The organism is Arthrobacter sp. NPDC057259 (assembly GCF_042668995.1).
In the GTDB taxonomy this organism is placed as follows: Bacteria; Actinomycetota; Actinomycetes; order Actinomycetales; family Micrococcaceae; genus Arthrobacter.
The window spans coordinates 309,551-327,020 of record NZ_JBHUYA010000005.1; the positions used below are offsets into that span (position 1 = coordinate 309,551).

The 17,470-nt window shown below is 68.5% G+C and carries 19 protein-coding genes; 9 read left to right on the forward strand and 10 right to left on the reverse strand.

The features are described 5' to 3' along the window. Window positions 1-59 precede the first annotated feature (59 nt). The 5 genes from sdhC (at window position 60) to ACFUCU_RS10645 (ending at window position 4,520) form a co-directional block, all read left to right on the forward strand. A complete protein-coding gene (gene sdhC / locus ACFUCU_RS10625; RefSeq protein ID WP_290258849.1) occupies window positions 60-440 on the forward strand; it encodes a succinate dehydrogenase, cytochrome b556 subunit in 381 nt (126 codons plus the stop codon). A 2-nt stretch (window positions 441-442) separates the two neighbouring features. Further along, window positions 443-925: a succinate dehydrogenase hydrophobic membrane anchor subunit gene (locus tag ACFUCU_RS10630; RefSeq protein ID WP_290258848.1), complete on the forward strand. Its 483-nt coding sequence runs from the start codon at window positions 443-445 to the stop codon at window positions 923-925. 117 nt (window positions 926-1,042) lie between these two features. After that, the gene (sdhA, locus tag ACFUCU_RS10635) at window positions 1,043-2,842 is read left to right on the forward strand and encodes a succinate dehydrogenase flavoprotein subunit (protein ID WP_377972480.1); all 1,800 of its coding nucleotides are present in this window, start codon (window positions 1,043-1,045) and stop codon (window positions 2,840-2,842) included. 1 nt (window position 2,843) lies between these two features. Then, window positions 2,844-3,626, forward strand: a complete 783-nt coding sequence (locus ACFUCU_RS10640; protein WP_290258846.1) for a succinate dehydrogenase iron-sulfur subunit — start codon at window positions 2,844-2,846, stop codon at window positions 3,624-3,626. Between the two features lie 123 nt (window positions 3,627-3,749). Further along, window positions 3,750-4,520, forward strand: a complete 771-nt coding sequence (locus ACFUCU_RS10645; RefSeq protein ID WP_377972482.1) for an alpha/beta hydrolase family protein — start codon at window positions 3,750-3,752, stop codon at window positions 4,518-4,520. Here the strand turns inward: ACFUCU_RS10645 and ACFUCU_RS10650 are convergent. The 10 genes from ACFUCU_RS10650 to glyA form a co-directional block, all read right to left on the reverse strand. Then, a complete protein-coding gene (locus tag ACFUCU_RS10650) occupies window positions 4,477-5,631 on the reverse strand; it encodes a YihY/virulence factor BrkB family protein (RefSeq protein WP_377972484.1) in 1,155 nt (384 codons plus the stop codon). The genes ACFUCU_RS10645 and ACFUCU_RS10650 overlap by 44 nt on opposite strands. After that, entirely contained in the window at window positions 5,576-6,253 is a 678-nt protein-coding gene (locus tag ACFUCU_RS10655; RefSeq protein ID WP_377972485.1) for a 2'-5' RNA ligase family protein, read from the reverse strand. The genes ACFUCU_RS10650 and ACFUCU_RS10655 overlap by 56 nt, the downstream gene beginning before the upstream one ends. Window positions 6,254-6,257: 4 nt before the next feature. Further along, a complete protein-coding gene (trpS, locus tag ACFUCU_RS10660) occupies window positions 6,258-7,355 on the reverse strand; it encodes a tryptophan--tRNA ligase (RefSeq protein WP_377972487.1) in 1,098 nt (365 codons plus the stop codon). A 16-nt stretch (window positions 7,356-7,371) separates the two neighbouring features. Then, window positions 7,372-8,205, reverse strand: coding sequence for an exodeoxyribonuclease III (locus ACFUCU_RS10665; protein ID WP_290258842.1), 834 nt, complete (start codon window positions 8,203-8,205; stop codon window positions 7,372-7,374). Window positions 8,206-8,215: 10 nt separating this feature from the next. After that, window positions 8,216-8,785 (reverse strand): hypothetical protein, encoded by a 570-nt coding sequence (locus ACFUCU_RS10670; protein WP_290258841.1) that lies wholly within the window; start codon window positions 8,783-8,785, stop codon window positions 8,216-8,218. A 111-nt stretch (window positions 8,786-8,896) separates the two neighbouring features. After that, the gene (locus ACFUCU_RS10675) at window positions 8,897-9,748 is read right to left on the reverse strand and encodes an ABC transporter permease (RefSeq protein ID WP_364136766.1); all 852 of its coding nucleotides are present in this window, start codon (window positions 9,746-9,748) and stop codon (window positions 8,897-8,899) included. Beyond that, window positions 9,745-10,617 carry an ABC transporter permease gene (locus ACFUCU_RS10680; RefSeq protein WP_377972533.1) on the reverse strand — a complete coding sequence of 291 codons (873 nt, stop codon included), beginning with the start codon at window positions 10,615-10,617 and terminating at the stop codon, window positions 9,745-9,747. Before ACFUCU_RS10680 ends, ACFUCU_RS10675 begins: the two co-directional genes overlap by 4 nt. 40 nt (window positions 10,618-10,657) lie before the next feature. Further along, window positions 10,658-11,533: an ABC transporter ATP-binding protein gene (locus tag ACFUCU_RS10685; RefSeq protein ID WP_290258869.1), complete on the reverse strand. Its 876-nt coding sequence runs from the start codon at window positions 11,531-11,533 to the stop codon at window positions 10,658-10,660. Between the two features lie 251 nt (window positions 11,534-11,784). Continuing rightward, the gene (locus tag ACFUCU_RS10690) at window positions 11,785-12,678 is read right to left on the reverse strand and encodes a bifunctional methylenetetrahydrofolate dehydrogenase/methenyltetrahydrofolate cyclohydrolase (protein WP_377972489.1); all 894 of its coding nucleotides are present in this window, start codon (window positions 12,676-12,678) and stop codon (window positions 11,785-11,787) included. 17 nt (window positions 12,679-12,695) lie between these two features. Further along, window positions 12,696-13,997, reverse strand: a complete 1,302-nt coding sequence (gene glyA, locus ACFUCU_RS10695) for a serine hydroxymethyltransferase (protein ID WP_377972490.1) — start codon at window positions 13,995-13,997, stop codon at window positions 12,696-12,698. Window positions 13,998-14,239: 242 nt separating this feature from the next. On the opposite strand from glyA, the gene purU reads away from it, so the two are divergent. From purU to ACFUCU_RS10715, 4 genes are all read left to right on the forward strand, one after another. Continuing rightward, window positions 14,240-15,100 (forward strand): formyltetrahydrofolate deformylase, encoded by an 861-nt coding sequence (gene purU / locus ACFUCU_RS10700; protein ID WP_377972492.1) that lies wholly within the window; start codon window positions 14,240-14,242, stop codon window positions 15,098-15,100. Between the two features lie 54 nt (window positions 15,101-15,154). Further along, complete coding sequence (locus ACFUCU_RS10705) at window positions 15,155-15,580, forward strand: bifunctional 2-polyprenyl-6-hydroxyphenol methylase/3-demethylubiquinol 3-O-methyltransferase UbiG (RefSeq protein ID WP_290258835.1); 426 nt, start codon at window positions 15,155-15,157, stop codon at window positions 15,578-15,580. Between the two features lie 64 nt (window positions 15,581-15,644). After that, on the forward strand, window positions 15,645-16,163 hold the full coding sequence (locus ACFUCU_RS10710) for a gamma carbonic anhydrase family protein (protein WP_377972493.1): 519 nt from the start codon (window positions 15,645-15,647) through the stop codon (window positions 16,161-16,163). 86 nt (window positions 16,164-16,249) lie between these two features. Further along, window positions 16,250-17,440, forward strand: coding sequence for an ROK family transcriptional regulator (locus tag ACFUCU_RS10715; protein ID WP_290258833.1), 1,191 nt, complete (start codon window positions 16,250-16,252; stop codon window positions 17,438-17,440). The last annotated feature ends 30 nt before the right edge of the window (window positions 17,441-17,470 follow it).

Consider the following 17,470-nt stretch of genomic DNA (forward strand, 5'->3'; position numbering starts at 1 on the left):
GGCGTTCCCCCCGCGTGGATCCCATGCCAGCGCCGCTGTGTTGCAGGGAGGTTTATTCAGTGCCGACAAAACCAGCTGGCACCTTGTACCGCGGCCGTGAAGGCATGTGGTCCTGGGTTGGACACCGCGTTACCGGTGTAGTGATCTTTTTCTTCTTGTTGGTCCACGTGCTGGACACGTCGTTGGTGCGTGTGTCCCCGGAGGCATACAACGCCGTGATCGGCTCTTACAAGAACCCCCTCATGGCCCTGGGTGAAACGGGCCTCGTCGCGGCGATCGTCTTCCACGCCTTCAACGGCCTCCGGATCATCGCCGTCGACTTCTGGAAGAAGGGCGCCAAGTACCAGCGCCAGATGCTGTGGACGGTTCTGGCCCTCTGGGTCATCGTCATGGTCGGCTTCTCCATCCGCCACCTGTCCCTCGCCCTCGGAGGTCACTAGCCATGAGTGCAACGCAGATCCAGACCCCGCGCTCCGGCAAGGTCGGCGCGGGCCGCGTCGCCCCGAAGTACAACCGCAACGGTTCCTCGAAGGGCAACTTCGAGATGCTGGCATGGCTGTTCATGCGGCTCTCCGGTGTCGTGCTGGTGGTCCTCATCTTCGGTCACCTGTTTGTGAACCTGATGGTCGGCGGAGGCATCCACGCGGTCGACTTCGGCTTCGTCGCCGGCAAGTGGGCCGACCCGTTCTGGCAGGTCTGGGACCTGGCGATGCTGTGGCTGGCCATGCTGCACGGCAGCAACGGCGTCCGCACCATCATCAATGACTACGCTGAGAGGGACGCCACGCGCCTGTGGCTGAAGATCGTGCTGTACGCGGCCGCCGCGGCAATCGTAATCCTCGGCACCCTGGTGATCTTCACCTTCAACCCCTGCCCCGTGGTCGACGGCGTGCAGCTGCCCGGCGGGTTCTGCCCCGCCCCGTAGCCGCCCCGGTCCCCGGCCGCTGAGTCCTGCCTGCCCGGCGGGCAGGAACAGCGGGCCCCACCGTCCTGGTCTCGCCGGCGGTGTTCACAGCGAATTTTGAGAGAAAGAGCATCTGGTATGCAGGTCCATAAGTACGACGTCGTCATCGTCGGCGCCGGTGGCGCGGGCATGCGCGCAGCGATCGAATCCGGTCAGCGCGCCCGAACAGCGGTACTGACCAAGCTTTATCCCACGCGCTCCCACACCGGCGCGGCACAGGGCGGCATGTGCGCCGCCCTGGCCAACGTCGAGGAAGACAACTGGGAATGGCACACCTTCGACACCATCAAGGGTGGCGACTACCTGGTTGACCAGGACGCCGCCGAGGTCATGGCGAAGGAAGCGATTGACGCCGTCCTGGACCTCGAGAAGATGGGCCTGCCGTTCAACCGCACGCCCGAGGGCCGGATCGACCAGCGCCGCTTCGGTGGCCACACCCGCGACCACGGCAAGGCCCCGGTCCGCCGCGCCTGCTACGCCGCCGACCGCACCGGGCACATGATCCTCCAGACCCTGTACCAAAACTGCGTCAAGCACAACGTTGAGTTCTACAACGAGTACTACGTGCTGGACCTGCTGACGGTTGAGGAAGACGCGGTCCGCGAGGACGGCACCCCGTACAAGCAGAAGCGCGTTGCGGGCGTCGTGTCCTACGACCTGGCCTCCGGCGAACTGCACGTCTTCCAGGCCAAGTCGGTCGTGTTCGCCTCCGGCGGCGCCGGCAAGGTCTTCAAGACCACCTCCAACGCCCACACGCTTACCGGTGACGGCATGGGCATCGCGTTCCGCCGCGGTATCCCCCTGGAGGACATGGAGTTCTTCCAGTTCCACCCGACAGGCCTGGCCGGCCTGGGCATCCTGCTCTCCGAGGCGGCCCGCGGCGAGGGCGCGATCCTGCGCAACTCCGAGGGTGAGCGCTTCATGGAGCGTTACGCCCCCACCATCAAGGACCTGGCGCCCCGTGACATCGTGGCCCGTTCCATGGCCAACGAGGTCCGCGAGGGCCGCGGCTGCGGCCCGAACAAGGACTACGTCCTCCTGGACCTGACGCACCTGGAGCCGGCGCACATCGATGCCAAGCTCCCGGACATCACAGAGTTCGCCCGCACCTACCTGGGCGTGGAGCCGTACACCGAACCGGTCCCGGTCTTCCCGACCGCGCACTACGCCATGGGCGGCATCCCCACGAACATCAGCGCCGAGGTCCTGCAGGACAACGACACGATCGTCCCGGGCCTCTACGCCGCCGGTGAGGTCGCCTGCGTTTCCGTCCACGGCTCCAACCGCCTGGGCACCAACTCACTGCTGGATATCAACGTTTTCGGCAAGCGCGCCGGCGTCGCCGCCGCCGAGTACGCCAAGACCGCCGATTTCGTGGAACTGCCCGCGGATCCGGAGGCCTACACGCTGAACCTGCTGGAGCACGTCCGCACCGCCAACGGCACCGAAAAGGTGGCCCAGATCCGCAAGGAACTGCAGGACACCATGGACGCCAACATGCAGGTGTTCCGCACCGCCGACACGCTGAACCAGGTCCTGGCGGACATCGCGTCCTTCGAGGAGCGCTACCAGCGGATCAACGTCCAGGACAAGGGCAAGCGCTTCAACCTTGACCTGCTCGAGGCCGTGGAGCTGGGCTTCCTGCTGGAGCTTGCCAAGGTCATGACCGTGGCGGCCCTGCACCGCGAGGAGTCCCGCGGCGGACACTTCCGCGAGGACTTCCCCGAGCGCGACGACGAAAATTTCATGAAGCACTCCATGGCGTACAAGGATGAGCACGCTCCGGCGGACGGTTCCGCCGAGGCGATCGCCGGCATCCGGCTGGCTACCAAACCGGTGGTCTTCACGCGCTACGAGCCGATGGTGAGGAAGTACTAAGATGACCGCTGAACTCGCTGAGCCAGCCTCCAAGATCGAACTGCCCGCCGGCGTCGGCGGCGGCGGTGAAATACCGTCCTTCGACGTGACGCTGCGCGTGCGCCGCTACAACCCCGAGGTCTCCGAGGAGGCCACCTGGGACGACTTCCAGGTCACCATGTACGGCACCGACCGCGTGCTGGACGCCCTGCACAAGATCAAGTGGGAGCAGGACGGCAGCGTCTCCTTCCGCCGGTCCTGCGCGCACGGCGTCTGCGGTTCCGATGCCATGCGCATCAACGGCCGCAACCGCTTGGCCTGCAAGACCCTGCTCAAGGACCTGGACACCACCAAGCCCATCACGGTCGAGCCGATCAAGGGCCTGCCGGTCGAAAAGGACCTGATCGTGGACATGGAGCCGTTCTTCCAGTCCTTCCGCGAGGTCATGCCGTTCCTGATCAACCGCGGCCACGAGCCCACCAAGGAACGCCTGCAGTCCGCCGAGGACCGCGAGCGGTTCGACGACACCACCAAGTGCATCCTTTGCGCCGCGTGCACCTCGTCCTGCCCGGTGTTCTGGACCGACGGCCAGTACTTCGGCCCGGCCGCGATCGTCAACGCGCACCGCTTCATCTTCGACTCCCGCGACGATGCCGGCGACATGCGCCTGGAGATCCTCAACGACAAGGAAGGCGTGTGGCGCTGCCGCACCACCTTCAACTGCACCGAGGCATGCCCCCGCGGCATCCAGGTCACGCAGGCCATCGCTGAGGTCAAGCAGGCCATCCTGTCCCGCAAGGTCTAAGCACCGCTGAGCCCTCCACGGGCACAGCACCACGACGACGGCGCCTTCCACCCTTGGGTGGGGGCGCCGTCGTCGTGTTCCCCTCCCACGCCCCTCCCCCGCTACATCCCTCGAAAGGCCCCCGTGTCCCGCTCAGAAAAAGTCACCTTCGAAGGTTCCACCGGCGAACTGCTCTCCGGGATCATCGACCTGCCCGAGGGGCCGGTGAAAGGCTGGGGCGTGTTCTCGCACGGCTTCACCCTGGGCAAGGACAGCCCGGCCGCCGCCCGGATGTGCAAGGCGCTGGCGGACAACGGGGTGGGCATGCTGCGCTTCGACAACCTGGGCCTGGGCGGCTCGGCGGGCGAATGGTCGGCCGGGTCCTTCAGCCACAAGGTGGCGGACACGGTCCGGGCGGCGGAGTTCATGCGCGGCTCCGGGCGGCCGGTGTCGCTGCTGGTGGGCCACTCCTTCGGCGGTCCCGCCGTGCTGGCGGCGGCCCACAGCATCCCGGAGCTGGACGCGGTGGCCACGGTGGGCGCGCCGTTCTCGCCCAAGCACGTGGCCCACGTCTTCGACGCGGCGTTGGACCGGATCCTCAGCGAGGGCAGCGCCGAGGTGGACCTGGGCGGCAAGCGGGTGGAGATCCGCCGGCACTTCGTGGAGGACCTGGAGAACGCGGACCTTACCGACTGCATCCGCCGGCTGCACAAGCCGCTGATGGTGCTGCACTCCCCCACGGACACCACGGTGGGCATCGAGAACGCCAGCAGTATCTTCCAGACCGCCCGGCACCCGCGGAACTTCGTCTCGCTGGAGGGATCGGACCACCTGCTCACCGGCAAGGGGCAGGCGGCCCGGGCGGCGAAGATTATTTCGGCGTGGGCCGATCAGTACCTCGACGCCGGAAACTAGCCGGCGCCCCCCGCGGGCGTACGCGCGGCTCGGCGGGGGTCCGGCCGGGCTGGACCTGCCGGGCACCCCAGCCGAGGGTCTTGTCCGCCGGGCCGGCGGACCGGTCTGATTCGCGGACGGCGGACCAGGAGGCTGAGACCAGGTAGACCTGGCTGACCAGGTTGAACCAGACCAGCAGCCCGATGATGATGGCGAACGGGGCCAGGATCGGGTTGCGGCCCGAGCTGGCCAGGAGCTGGGTGCTGAAGAACTGCAGCACCGTGGTGCCGGCGGCGGCCATGATGGTGCCCTCCAGCAGCGCCCGCCGGGACAGGCGAACCCCGGCCGCTACCCGGAACATGATCAGGGCGGTCCCCCAGGCGAGCAGCAGCGGCACCACGATGGTCACCGACGTGGTCAGCGGACCGGCCAGGAGCGGGTCCAGGTGCAGCAGGCCGGCCACCCAGTCGGCGGCCGTGCCGAACACCAGGGAGGCGCCCGCGCTGACCACCAGGGCGGCGCCGAGCAGCAGCAGGGTCCCGGCGTCGCGCAGGATCTGCAGCACGGGCAGGATGGGCCGCGGGCCCAGTTGCATCATGCCGCGGACGCCGTCGCGGACCCCGCTGATCCAGCCGAGTGCGGTGAACACGGTGACGGCGGCGGCAATCAGGGCGGTCCAGCCGAGGTTGGACGGGTTGAGCAGCTGGTGTGGGTCCACCAGGCCCGGGCCGCCGTTGACTTTGAGCAGGCCGGGGGCGGCGCCGGCGACGCTGCGGATGATCTGTTCCAGCAGGGCGGGCTGGCCGTTGAGGATCAGCCCGGCGAGGGAGAATCCGGTGGCCAGCAAACCGGTGATGGAGAAGAACATCCGGAAGCCGATGCCCGCGCTGAGCAGCGGGCCGCGCTGGAGGTTGTAGTGCATGAAGGCCCGTTGCGGCCGGAAGGTGTTGATCTTCGCGAACAGCAGCGGCATGCCCGCCAGGACGTTGCCACCGGAGCGGCGGGCCTTGACCCAGTCCATCCGCTTGTGGATGACCTCCAGTCGCAGTCCGGGCAGGTCCGTGGGTGCGGGTGGGCTAGCGGGGGCCTTCTGTGGCGTCTTCGCCTCGGTGGTGGTCACGTTCGCTGCCAAAGTCCAGTTCTTCCCGTAGCTGCCAGATGCCGTTGTCATCGTGCTCGTAAAGACCCATGCTAGCCACCGGGAAGCTGGCCCTGTAATCCTTCAGCGCCGTTTCGGCCTCGTCAAGGCTTTCCGGGGCGACGTCGTGGGCCACGGTGACGTGCGGGTGGTAGGCGAAGGGCAGCTCGCGCTCCAGCGGGCCGCGCTGCAGCTGCCGGTGCAGGTCCACGCACTCGCCGAACCCCTCCTCCACCTTCAGGAACACCACCGGGGAGACTGGCCGGAACGATCCGGTGCCGGCGATGGTGACGGTGAAGGGCTCCTGCCGGCCGGCGACCTCGCGGACGTGCCGCCGGGTGGCCTCCCAGTCCCGGGTGGTGGTGGTGGTGACCAGCGTGATGTGGGCGGGCACCGTAGCTGCCAGCGGGTCCCCGAAGGAGGCCCGCCAGCGCCGCAGCTCCTCGGCGATCCTGGGCGGGAAGCCCAGGATCACGCCGATGCTGATGCCGTCCTCCGGAGCGTGCGCGTCCTGGCCCGCGGGCGCGGCCGCCGAGGGGGCGGTGCCGCCGGTGTCCCGGGAGAGGCCCGTGGACGTGCCGGTTTCGCTCGCGGTGACGTTGCTGGCGGAGGACATTGCCCTAGATGTCTCCCCGTGCCCCGGCGTACGGCAGGAAGCCCACCTTGGCGTACACGTCCTTGAGGGTGGCCGCCGCGGCTTCCCGGGCCTTGTCCGCGCCGACCGCCAGGAGGCGGTCCAGCTCGGCCGGGTCGGCCAGGAGTTCGTTGGCGCGGTCGCGGATCGGGCTCAGGTGTGCCGTCACCACCTCCGCCAGGTCGACCTTCAGGTGGCCGTACATCTTGCCCTCGTAGGCCGCGGTGAGCTGCTCGATGGACTGCCCGGTGATGGCCGAGTAGATGGTCAGCAGGTTGGAGACGCCCGGCTTGTTCTCCCGGTCGAAGCGGATCTCGGTGCCGGTGTCGGTCACGGCGGACTTGATCCGCTTGGCGATCAACTTCGGCTCATCCAGCAGGTTGATCAGGCCGGCCGGGGACTCGGCCGACTTGGACATCTTCGCCGTCGGATTCTGCAGGTCGTAGATCTTCGCGGTTCCCTTCTGGATGAAGGGCTGCGGCACGGTGAAGGTCTCGCCGAAGCGGGAGTTGAAGCGCTGGGCAAGGTCGCGGCTGAGCTCGACGTGCTGGCGCTGGTCCTCACCGACGGGGACGCCTTGCGGCTTGTACAGCAGGATGTCCGCGGCCTGCAGGATCGGGTAGGTGAACAGGCCCACGCTGGCCTGGTCCGAGCCCTGCTTGAGCGCCTTGTCCTTGAACTGGGTCATCCGGGAGGCCTCGCCGAAGCCGGTGATGCAGTTCAGCACCCAGGCCAGCTGGGCGTGTTCGGGCACCTGGGACTGGACGAAGAGGGTGCACTTGTCGACGTCGACGCCGCCGGCGATGTACTGGGCGGCGGTCACCCGGGTGCGGCGGGCCAGCTCGGCCGGGTCCTGGGGCACGGTGATGGCGTGCAGGTCGGGGATGAAGAAGACGGCGTCGTATTCGTCCTGCATCCGGACCCAGTTCACCAGGGCGCCGAGGTAGTTGCCCAGGTGCAGCGAGTCGGCGGAGGGCTGCATTCCGGAGAGGATCCGCTGGCGGGTGCCGGGGGCAGCCGCCGGTGCGGCGTCGGTGGAGGGGGTGGCGTCGGGGATCAGCGACGCGGTGGCGGGAGAGGTCATGGGGAAAGCCTTAAAACTAGAGCCGGTAGTCCACTACCAGCGGGGCATGGTCGGAGAAGCGGGTATCCCAGGACGGCGCCCGGTCAACGACGGCCTGCACCGCTGCGGCGGCGAGGGCGGGGGTGGCGAGGTGGTAGTCAATCCGCCAGCCCGTGTCGTTGTCGAAGGCCTGTCCCCTTTGCGACCACCAAGTGTAGGGGCCGTTGACGGTACCCGCCAGGCCCCTGTGAACATCCTTCCAGCCGATTTCCTCGCCCATGAAGCGGTCGAAATAGGCACGCTCCTCGGGCAGGAAGCCGGCACGTTTGACGTTGCCCTTCCAGTTCTTGATGTCCAGCTCCGTGTGGCCCACGTTCAGGTCCCCCACGACCACGGCGTGGTCGCTGTGCTTGGCCAGCTCCGGCAGCCGGGTCAGCATGAGGTCCAGGAAGCGGAACTTATCGTCCTGCTTCGGGGTCCCGGCTTCGCCGGAGTGGACGTAGGCGCTGACCACGGTCAGCGTGGCGGGGTTCCCGGCGGCGTCGCGGACGATGTAGTCCGCCTCCACCCAGCGGCCCGCCGTCGAGAAGTAATCGTGGCCGATGTGTCCCCGGGTGGCCGTCGGCTCCGTGCGCGAGGCGATGGCGACGCCGGCGCGGCCCTTCGCCTCGGCTTCGGCGTGCAGGATGTGCCAGTCGTCGCCGAGCAGGTCCCGGACCACGGCGTCGGGCGCGCGGACCTCCTGCAGGCAGAGGATGTCCACCTCGCGCGCCGCCAGCCATTCCGCCATGCCCTTTTTGTAGGCGGCGCGAAGGCCGTTGACGTTGACCGTTGCGATGCGAAGGTGGTCCTTCTCCAATGCCGAGCTCACCCGATCCACTCTAGTCGATGATGGTTCCGCTCACCGGCTCGTCGGAGGAGCCGCCGGACTTGATCATGTCCCGGGCGTTGGTGGCGGTGATTTCGATCGTCTCGAGGGCGCGGCGGATGGTGTCCTGGTCCGAGGCCTCGCCCTTTGCCCGTTCCTGCTCGACGACGCGGACCTGCACCTGGACGATCTTGAAGGAGTGGTCCAGCTTCATGTCGCGGACCTCGTCGGCTTCCCGGCGCTCCCCGACGACGCGGGTGCCACCGTGGTCGGCGCTGCCAGCCGACGGCGCCCGGCCTACGGCGGAGTTGAAGGCGTTCTGCGCCTCGTTGAGCTTGGCCCCGGCGCGCTTGGCGGCCTTCTGAATGCTGAAGACCACGAAGGAGGCCAGCGCCAGCCAGAAGAAGGCGATGACGGCGACAACCCAGCCCACGACGTCGTTCTGGTTCGCCGCGAAGATCACGGCCACCAGGAAGGCGATGATGAACACCGTCATGCCGAGGCCGCCGATGCGGAACATCGGGTTCTTGCCGGCGGCGGCGAACGGGGACGTGGTGGAGGAAGGGTTGCCGAGGGATCGCATGGGTCCATTATCGCAAACGGCGCGCACCGCCCGTGGCGCTTCCACCCCCGGCGAACGGACCGACGTTGTCCCGGGCCGCCTGGGCCCACGGGGAGGCCGCCGCCGGCGCCGCTACTTCAGGAACAGCCTCCGCAGCCGGCCCGTGGTGAGGGCGACGCCGAGCACGATCATCACCAGGTAGTAGCCGATGTGCAGGGCCGTGGAGGCGTCGAAGGCGCCCACGCTGATCTGGCGGAGCAACTCCACCCCGTGCCAGAGCGGCATGGCCTGGATCAGCAGCTGGATGGGTCCCGGGTAGACGCTCAGCGGGTAGAAGGTGGCGCTGAAGAGGAACATCGGCAGCATGATGAAGTTGATCCAGTCCATCTGCTGGAAGGTCTTCATGAAGCTGGTGATGCCCATGCCGAAGCTGGCGAAGCCGAAAGCAATCAGCACCGACGCCGGAATCATCAGGATGGCCCACGGGGTGGTGATCAGGCCCATCACGCCCATCACGGCGGTGAACCCGGTGGCGTACATCAGGCCGCGGAGCAGGGCCAGGAAGATCTCCCCCATCGCGACGTCGATCGGCCCCAGCGAGGTGTAGAGCATCCCCTGGTAGAGCTTGGCGAAGTTCATCTTGAAGAAGACGTTCCAGGTGGAGTCGTACACGGCGCCGTTCATCGCCGAGACCGCCAGCAGCGCCGGGGCGATGTACGCGGCGTAGGAGATCTCCTGGCCGCCGGGGCCCTGCACCGTGCCGACGATCGCGCCGAGGCCCACGCCCATCGAAATCAGGTAGAGCACGGGTTCGAAGAAGCCCGAGAGCATCACCATCCAGTTGCTGCTTTTGGTGGCCATCAGCCCGCGGGCGACGACGGCGCGCACGTTGCGCGAGTACAGCGGACCGAAGCGGCGGGCGCGGGCGGCGTCGGTGACGCTGGGGGCGCCGTCGTGGTGTCCGGCGGTGGCGAGCGTGCTCATGCACCCATCCTCGTGGCGAACTGGCGCCGGGTCAGGACCCAGCCGAGGACCGTGAGGCCGGCCAGGACAATCAGGTGGACGGCGCTCAGCCAGGCCGGCTCGGGGTAACCGTACGTGACCACCCGGCCGAGTTCTGTGCCGTGCCAGATCGGGGAGATCCAGCCGACCCAGCGCACCCCCAGCGGCAGGGTGTCCAGCGGGAAGAAGGTGCCGGAGAACAGGAACAGCGGCATGACGATAAAGCGCATCACCATGGCGAACTGGCCCTTGTCCTCCTTGATCCGGGCCGCGTACGCCATCAGGGGCAGGCCGAAGGCGAGGCCGGCCAGGGTGGCGATGAGGATCGAGACCCAGCCCCAGCCGCTGGGTGAGGCGCCGAACAGGGTCACCACGCCGAAGTAGATGGCTGACTGCAGCAGGAACCGGACTGTCACGGCGATGATCTGTCCGGCGGCGATCTGTTCCGGGGTCAGCGGGGAGGCGTGCGGGCCGTAGTAGACCCGGCGCCACTTGAATCCGTCCATCACCGGGAAGGTGAACTCGTTTGCGGCGGTCATCACGGCGGCGGAGATCAGCAGGGCCGGGGCGATGAAGGTCAGGTAGCTGACGCCCCCGAAGGCCGCGGCGGAGTTCGAGTCCACCAGCGTTGCCAGCCCCACGCCCATGGCGAAGAGGTAGGCGACGGGCTGGCCCACGCCGTACATCACGATGGTCCAGCCGTAGCCTTTCATGACCCGCAGGACCTGTTCAGCGTAGTAGAACGCACCCCAGCGGCGGGCCTTGGCCGCGGAGACCTCCGGCGCGTGCGCGCGCCCGGTCACGGTCTGCGGCTCCGGGCGGGCCGCCGTCGTTTGTCCCGGCTCGGTCACGGCCGGGTCGCCGGTCAACGGATTCGTAGTCAACGGGTTCCTAGTCAACGAGGCTCCGGCCGGTCAGGCGCAGGAAGACGTCCTCCAGGGAGGAGCGGCGCACCAGCGAGGTGACGGGGCGGAGGCCGCGGGCGGAGACCTCTTCCAGGGCGGCCTCGCCGTCGTTGGCGTAGATCAAGACGCGGTCCGGGAGGGTTTCGACCCGTTCGCCGATGCCCTCCAGCTCTGCACCGACCGTGGCGTTGCGGGCGGACCCGAAGCGCAGTTCGAGCACCTCGCGGGTGGAGTATTCGCGGATCAGGCTGGCCGGGGAGCCCTCGGCCATGATCCGGCCCTTGTCCACCACGATCAGCCGGTCGCAGAGCTGCTCCGCCTCGTCCATGTAGTGGGTGGTGAGGATCAGGGTGACGCCCTGTTCCTTGAGCCGGAAGAGCCGGTCCCAGAGGATGTGGCGGGCCTGCGGGTCCAGGCCCGTGGTGGGTTCGTCCAGGAGCAGGATCTTGGGCTCGTTGATCAGGGAGCGGGCAATCGTGAGGCGCCGCTTCATGCCGCCGGAGAGTGCGTCCACCTTCGCCTTGGCCTTGTCGGTCAGCTGGGCGAACTCCAGCAGTTCGTCGGCCTTGGGCTTGAGGTAGCTCATCGGCAGGCCGAAGTAGCGGCCGTAGACCAAGAGGTTGTCCCGGACCTTGAGTTCCTCGTCCAGGTTGTCCTGCTGCGGGACCACGCCCAGGTGCGCGCGGACCTCGGGGCCGTGTTGCTCCGGGTCCAGGCCCATGATCGTCAGGGAGCCGGAGGTGCGCTGGGAGACGCCGCCGATCATCCGCATGGTGGTGGACTTGCCGGCGCCGTTGGGGCCCAGCAGGCCGAAGGCCTCGCCGGCGGGCACGCGGAAGCTGATCCCGTCCACGGCGGTCATGTCGCCGTAGCTCTTGGTCAGGTTCTCTGCGGTGATGACGTACTGGGCGGGGCCGGATTCGGCGGCGCTTTCCACGGGCGATTCTTTTGCGGCGAGTTCAGGCACCCGAAACACGCTAGTCCATCCGGGCAAACCATGAAAGAGTCTTTTCGTAAATTCTTGGGACTTTTCGGCCGGGAAACCCAACTGACTCGCAGCTGAGGCCGTTATGGGTGCTGAAAACGGCCTGAGCTGCGAGTCAGTTGCGGTGGTTAGTCCTGGAGCTGGCGTTCGGCGGTCTCCACCACGTTGGCCAGCAGCATGGCGCGGGTCATCGGTCCCACTCCCCCGGGGTTCGGGGAGATCCAGGCGGCGACGCCGGCCGCGGCGGGCTCCACGTCCCCGGTCACCACGGCCTTGCCGTTGCCGTCGTCGACGCGGCTGACACCCACGTCCAGCACGATCGCGCCGGGCTTGAGGTCCGCGGCCTTGATCATGTGCGGCTGGCCGGCGGCGGCGATGACGACGTCGGCCTGCCGGATTTCGGCGGGCAGGTCCACGGTGCCTGTGTGCGCCAGGATGACCGTGGCGTTGACGTCCTTGCGGGTCAGCAACAGTCCCACGGGCCGGCCGATGGTGACGCCGCGGCCCACCACCAGGACGCGCTTGCCCTTGAGGTCGATGCCGTGGCGGGTCAGCAACTCAATGCAGCCCTTGGGCGTGCAGGGCAGCGGGGAGGTCATCGGCCCGGACACGTTGGCCACCAGGCGGCCAAGGTTCATCGGGTGCAGGCCGTCGGCGTCCTTGTCCGGGTCCATCGCCTCGAGGATGACGTCCTGGTCGATGTGCTTCGGCAGGGGCAGCTGGACGATGTAGCCCGTGCATTCGGGGTTCTCGTTCAGCTCCCGGACCACGGCCAGCAGTTCCTCCTGGGTGGTCTCCTCGGGCAGGTCGCGGCGGATCGAGGTGATGCCCACCTCGGCGCAGTCCTTGTGCTTGCCGCCGACGTACCAGGTGCTGCCCGGGTCGGAGCCGACGAGGATGGTGCCCAGTCCCGGGACGACGCCGCGGGCCTTGAGGGCGGCGACGCGTTCGGTCAATTCGGCCTTGATGGCGGCCGCGGTGGCCCTGCCGTCGAGGATGCGAGCGGTGCGGGTTTCAGTCATGTCGTTGGTCAACCGGATCACCACTGCTCGTGCTGCGGGTACAGCGGGAAGTCGGCGGCGAGCTTGTCCACTCGCGACTGGAGGGCCTCGACGTCGGCGCCGGTGCCTGCCTTGAGGGCGGTGGCGATGATGTCGGCGACCTCAGTGAATTCCTCGGCGCCGAAGCCGCGGGTGGCCAGCGCCGGGGTGCCGATGCGCAGGCCGGAGGTGACCATCGGCGGGCGCGGGTCGAACGGAACGGCGTTGCGGTTCACGGTGATGCCCACGGAGTGCAGCAGATCCTCGGCCTGCTGGCCGTCCAGCTGGGAGTTGCGCAGGTCCACCAGGACCAGGTGCACGTCGGTGCCGCCGGTGAGGACCGAGACGCCGGCCTCGGCGACGTCGGCGGCGTTCAAACGCTCGGCGATGATCCGGGCGCCCTCAAGCACGCGCTCCTGGCGCTCCTTGAACTCCTCGCCCGCCGCGATCTTGAACGCCACGGCCTTGGCCGCGATGACGTGCATGAGCGGGCCGCCCTGCTGGCCGGGGAAGACGTTGGAGTTGATCTTCTTGGCCCACTCCTGCTTGGCCAGGATCACGCCGGAGCGCGGCCCGGCGAGGGTCTTGTGCACGGTGGAGGTGACGACGTCGGAGTGCGGCACCGGGCTCGGGTGCAGGCCGGCGGCCACCAGGCCGGCGAAGTGCGCCATGTCGGTCCAGAGCAGGGCCCCGACCTCGTCGGCGATCGAGCGGAAGGCGGCGAAGTCGAGGTGGCGCGGGTAGGCGGACCAGCCGGCGATGATGACCTGGGGCTTCTCGGCGAGCGCCTGCTCGCGGAGCTTGTCCATGTCCACCCGGAAGGTGTCCTCCTCGACCTGGTAGGCCGCGACGTCGTACAGCTTGCCGGAGAAGTTCAGCTTCATGCCGTGGGTGAGGTGTCCGCCGTGGGCCAGGGACAGGCCCATGATCTTGTCGCCCGGGGTGATCATCGCGGAGAGGGCGGCGGCGTTGGCCTGCGCGCCGGAGTGCGGCTGGACGTTGGCGAACTCGGCGCCGAAGAGGGCCTTGACCCGGTCGATCGCGAGCTGCTCGGCGACGTCGACGTATTCGCAGCCGCCGTAGTAGCGGCGGCCCGGGTAACCCTCTGCGTACTTGTTCGTCAGCACGGAGCCCTGGGCTTCCATGACGGCGCGGGGGGCGAAGTTTTCGGAGGCGATCATTTCCAGGGTGCCGCGCTGGCGGCCGAGCTCCTGGTCCAGGACGGCGGCGATCTCGGGATCGAGTTCAGCGAGGGGCTGGTTGCTTACGGCTGCTGAAGAAAGGCGAAGGGAAGTAGTCACGAAGAACTCCTGGCTTGGCAACGGTCACTGCTGTGAGGTCAGGTTACCGGCTGGTCCGCGCCGGCGCCGCTAGATGACGGGCCCCGCGGGAGGGCAGCGCGGGGCTGCCAACCGGAAAAACATGACCCTCGGCCCAGGCGTACGATCCGTGGTCTGCGTGCGTGCCGCTCCCTGGTGGTAAGCCACCCAACGCCAGTTGCGACAGGTTAAGCCTATCCCAGCCGCGGGTAGGCTGTTCTATCGTGACTGACGACCAGCTGACTGCCTCCTATATCCTCACCCTCTCCTGCCCGGACCGGCCCGGCATCGTGCACGCGGTGGCCGGCGCCCTGCTGGTGGCGGGCTGCAATATTACGGACTCTCAGCAGTACGGCAGCGAGGGCACGGGCACCTTCTTCATGCGGGTGGAGGCGACGACGGCGGCCCCCGAATCGGAGCTGCTCGCCGCGCTGGAGCCGGTGGCCCAGGCCTTCGGCATGCAGTGGAGCCTGAACCCGGCCGGCCGGAAGCTGCGCACCCTGCTGATGGCCAGCACCTCGGCGCACTGCCTGAACGACCTGCTGTTCCTGCAGCGGTCCGGCACGCTGCCGATCGAAATCCCCGCGATCGTCTCCAACCACCGCGACCTCGCCGGCCTCGCCGAGTTCTACGGCATCCCCTTCCACTACATCCCCGTCACGAAGGACACCAAGGTCCAGGCCGAGGACGCCCTCCGCGCCCTGATGGCCGAGCACGACGTCGAACTGACCGTCCTGGCCCGCTACATGCAGATCCTCTCGGACGAGCTCTGCACCGAGCTGACCGGCAAAGCCATCAACATCCACCACTCGTTCCTACCCTCCTTCAAGGGCGCCAAGCCGTACCACCAGGCGCACGCCCGCGGCGTGAAGTTGATCGGCGCCACCGCGCACTACGTCACCGCCGCCCTGGACGAGGGCCCGATCATCGAGCAGGAGGTCATCCGCGTGGACCACCGGCGCACCGCCGAGCAGTTCGTGCAGATGGGCCGCGACGTCGAGGGCCGCACCCTGGCCCAGGCCGTGCAGTGGCACGCCGAGCACCGGGTGCTGCTGGACGGCAACCGGACGGTCGTCTTCAGCTAGCCGTTTCCGGGACGGCCCTTGCCGCGTGCGCGGCCGGGGCCCTTTACTGGAGCCATGACCACACCCGTGACCAGAAACAACGGGGCGCAGCGGCTGGACGACTTCGTGGCCCTGCTCAAGGAGGAGGGCCGGCACGCCGTGCTGGGCCTGGACTGCGGCACGGGTGCCGAGGGCCTCGCCTTCGTCCGCGCCGGGCTCCACTTCACCGGCGTGGACGCCTCCGAAGAAAACATCCACGCCGCCCGCGCCCACGGCCTCTCCGCCTCGGTTGCAACCGCCGCGGCCCTGCCGTTCGCGGACGCAGCCTTCCCGGCCGTCTGGGCCCCCGACGCCCTGGCCGGACTCGACGCCGAGGCATCGGACGGCGCCCTCCGCGAACTCCGGCGCGTGGCCGAACCCGGCGCACCGATCGCCGTCGTCCTCCCGCAGGGCGGCCCGGACGCCGGTCCCGGACCCGGCTTCACGGTTCTCCGCGCGTGATTCGTGCCTGATCCGAGCCTCCCGGCGCTCCCGCAGGTCCGGCCACTGTCCTAGGCTGGGGTCCATGACTCCCGTTTACGCTTTCGCCGGCGAGACCCCGGCCGTCCACGACTCCGCCTTCGTTGCCCCGAGCGCCTCGATCATCGGCAACGCCACCCTCGCCGAGGACTCCAGCGCCTTCTACGGCGTCACGGTCCGCGCGGACACCGCCGCCATCAGCGTCGGCGCCGGCAGCAACCTGCAGGACAACGTGGTGCTGCACGCGGACCCGGACTTCCCCTGCACGGTGGGCGCGGGCGTCAGCATCGGCCACGGCGCCGTGGTCCACGGCTGCACGGTCGAGGACGACTGCCTCATCGGCATGGGCGCCACGGTCCTCAACGGCGCCGTGATCGGCGCCGGCTCGCTCGTGGCGGCGGGCGCCGTCGTGCTCGAGGGCACCGTCATCCCGCCCCGGTCGCTGGTTGCGGGCGTGCCCGCCAAGGTGCGCCGGGAACTGACGGAGGAGGAGTTCGACGGCGTCCGCCACAACGCCGCGCACTACCGCGAGCTCGCGCGGGCGCACCGCGAGCTGCACGGCTGATCCGCAAGGGGGTATTCGGGGGCGGGCGCGCCGAGGCTTGCGTTAACTTCTTGACTACAAACCTCTGATGGTGCACGCTTCTTTGCATGCCCTCACCAACGCGCTCAACGAGGAGCCGCACGAAAAACCCCGGGTCGCAATCCGCGCTCCGCCATTTGAACCAGCAACGGATCATCGAATGCCTGCTCGCGGGCCCGTCCACGCAGGCTGAACTGGCCCGGCAGACCGGGCTCTCCACGGCCACGGTCTCCAACATCGTCAAGATCATGCAGGACGCCGGGCTCGCCTCCACCGAACCGACCACCAGCTCCGGCCGACGGGCCCTGAACGTCCGGCTCAACAGCCAGGGCGCCGTGGCCGTGGGCATCGACTTCGGCCGCCGGCACCTGCGCGTGGTGCTGGCCTCCCTGAGCTACCACGTCCTGGCCGAGGAGGCGGTGCTCCTGCCGCTGGGCCACCACGCCGAGGACGGCATCGCCGCCGCCGTCGCCGTCCTTGACCGGCTGCTCGATACCAGCGGCGTCGAGCGCAGCGCCCTGGTGGGTGCCGGCGTCGGGATCCCCGGCCCCATCGACCGCCGTTCCGGGACCGTCGCCCAGGGCGCCATCCTGCCGGAATGGGTCGGCATCAACATCCTGGAACGCCTCGAAGAAGCCCTGGATCTGCCGATTTTCGTCGACAACGACGCCAACCTCGGCGCCCTGTCCGAGGTGACGTGGGGACCGCACAGCGGCACCAGTAACCTGCTCTTCCTCAAGATCGGTTCGGGCATCGGCGCGGGCCTGATCATCAACGGCATGCCCTACTACGGCAACGTCGGGATCACCGGCGAAATCGGCCACGCCACCATTCACGAACACGGCCTTGTCTGCCGCTGCGGCAACCGCGGCTGCCTGGAAACCGTCGCATCCACCACCACCATGCTGGAGCTGCTCAGCCGCGGCGACGACCGGCCCATGACCAGCGAGGACATCGTCCGCAAGGCCCTCGCCAAGGACTCCGCCACGCTGCGGGTGGTGGACGACGCCGGCCTCGCCGCCGGGCGTGCGCTGGGCAACGTGGCCAACCTGATCAACCCCGAGGTGATCGTCGTCGGCGGGCCGCTGGCGGGCCTCGGCGAGCTCCTGCTGGACCCCATCCGGCGGGGCCTGATCCGGCACGCCGTGCCCGTGATCGGCGAGACCACAACCCTCACCATGTCCTCCCTGGGCGACCGCGCCGAGGCCCTCGGGGCAACCGCACTGGTCTTCCAGCAGGCCGGAATCCGGCGCAACTAGCTCCACCGTTATCCGTCCGTTGCGTTAAAG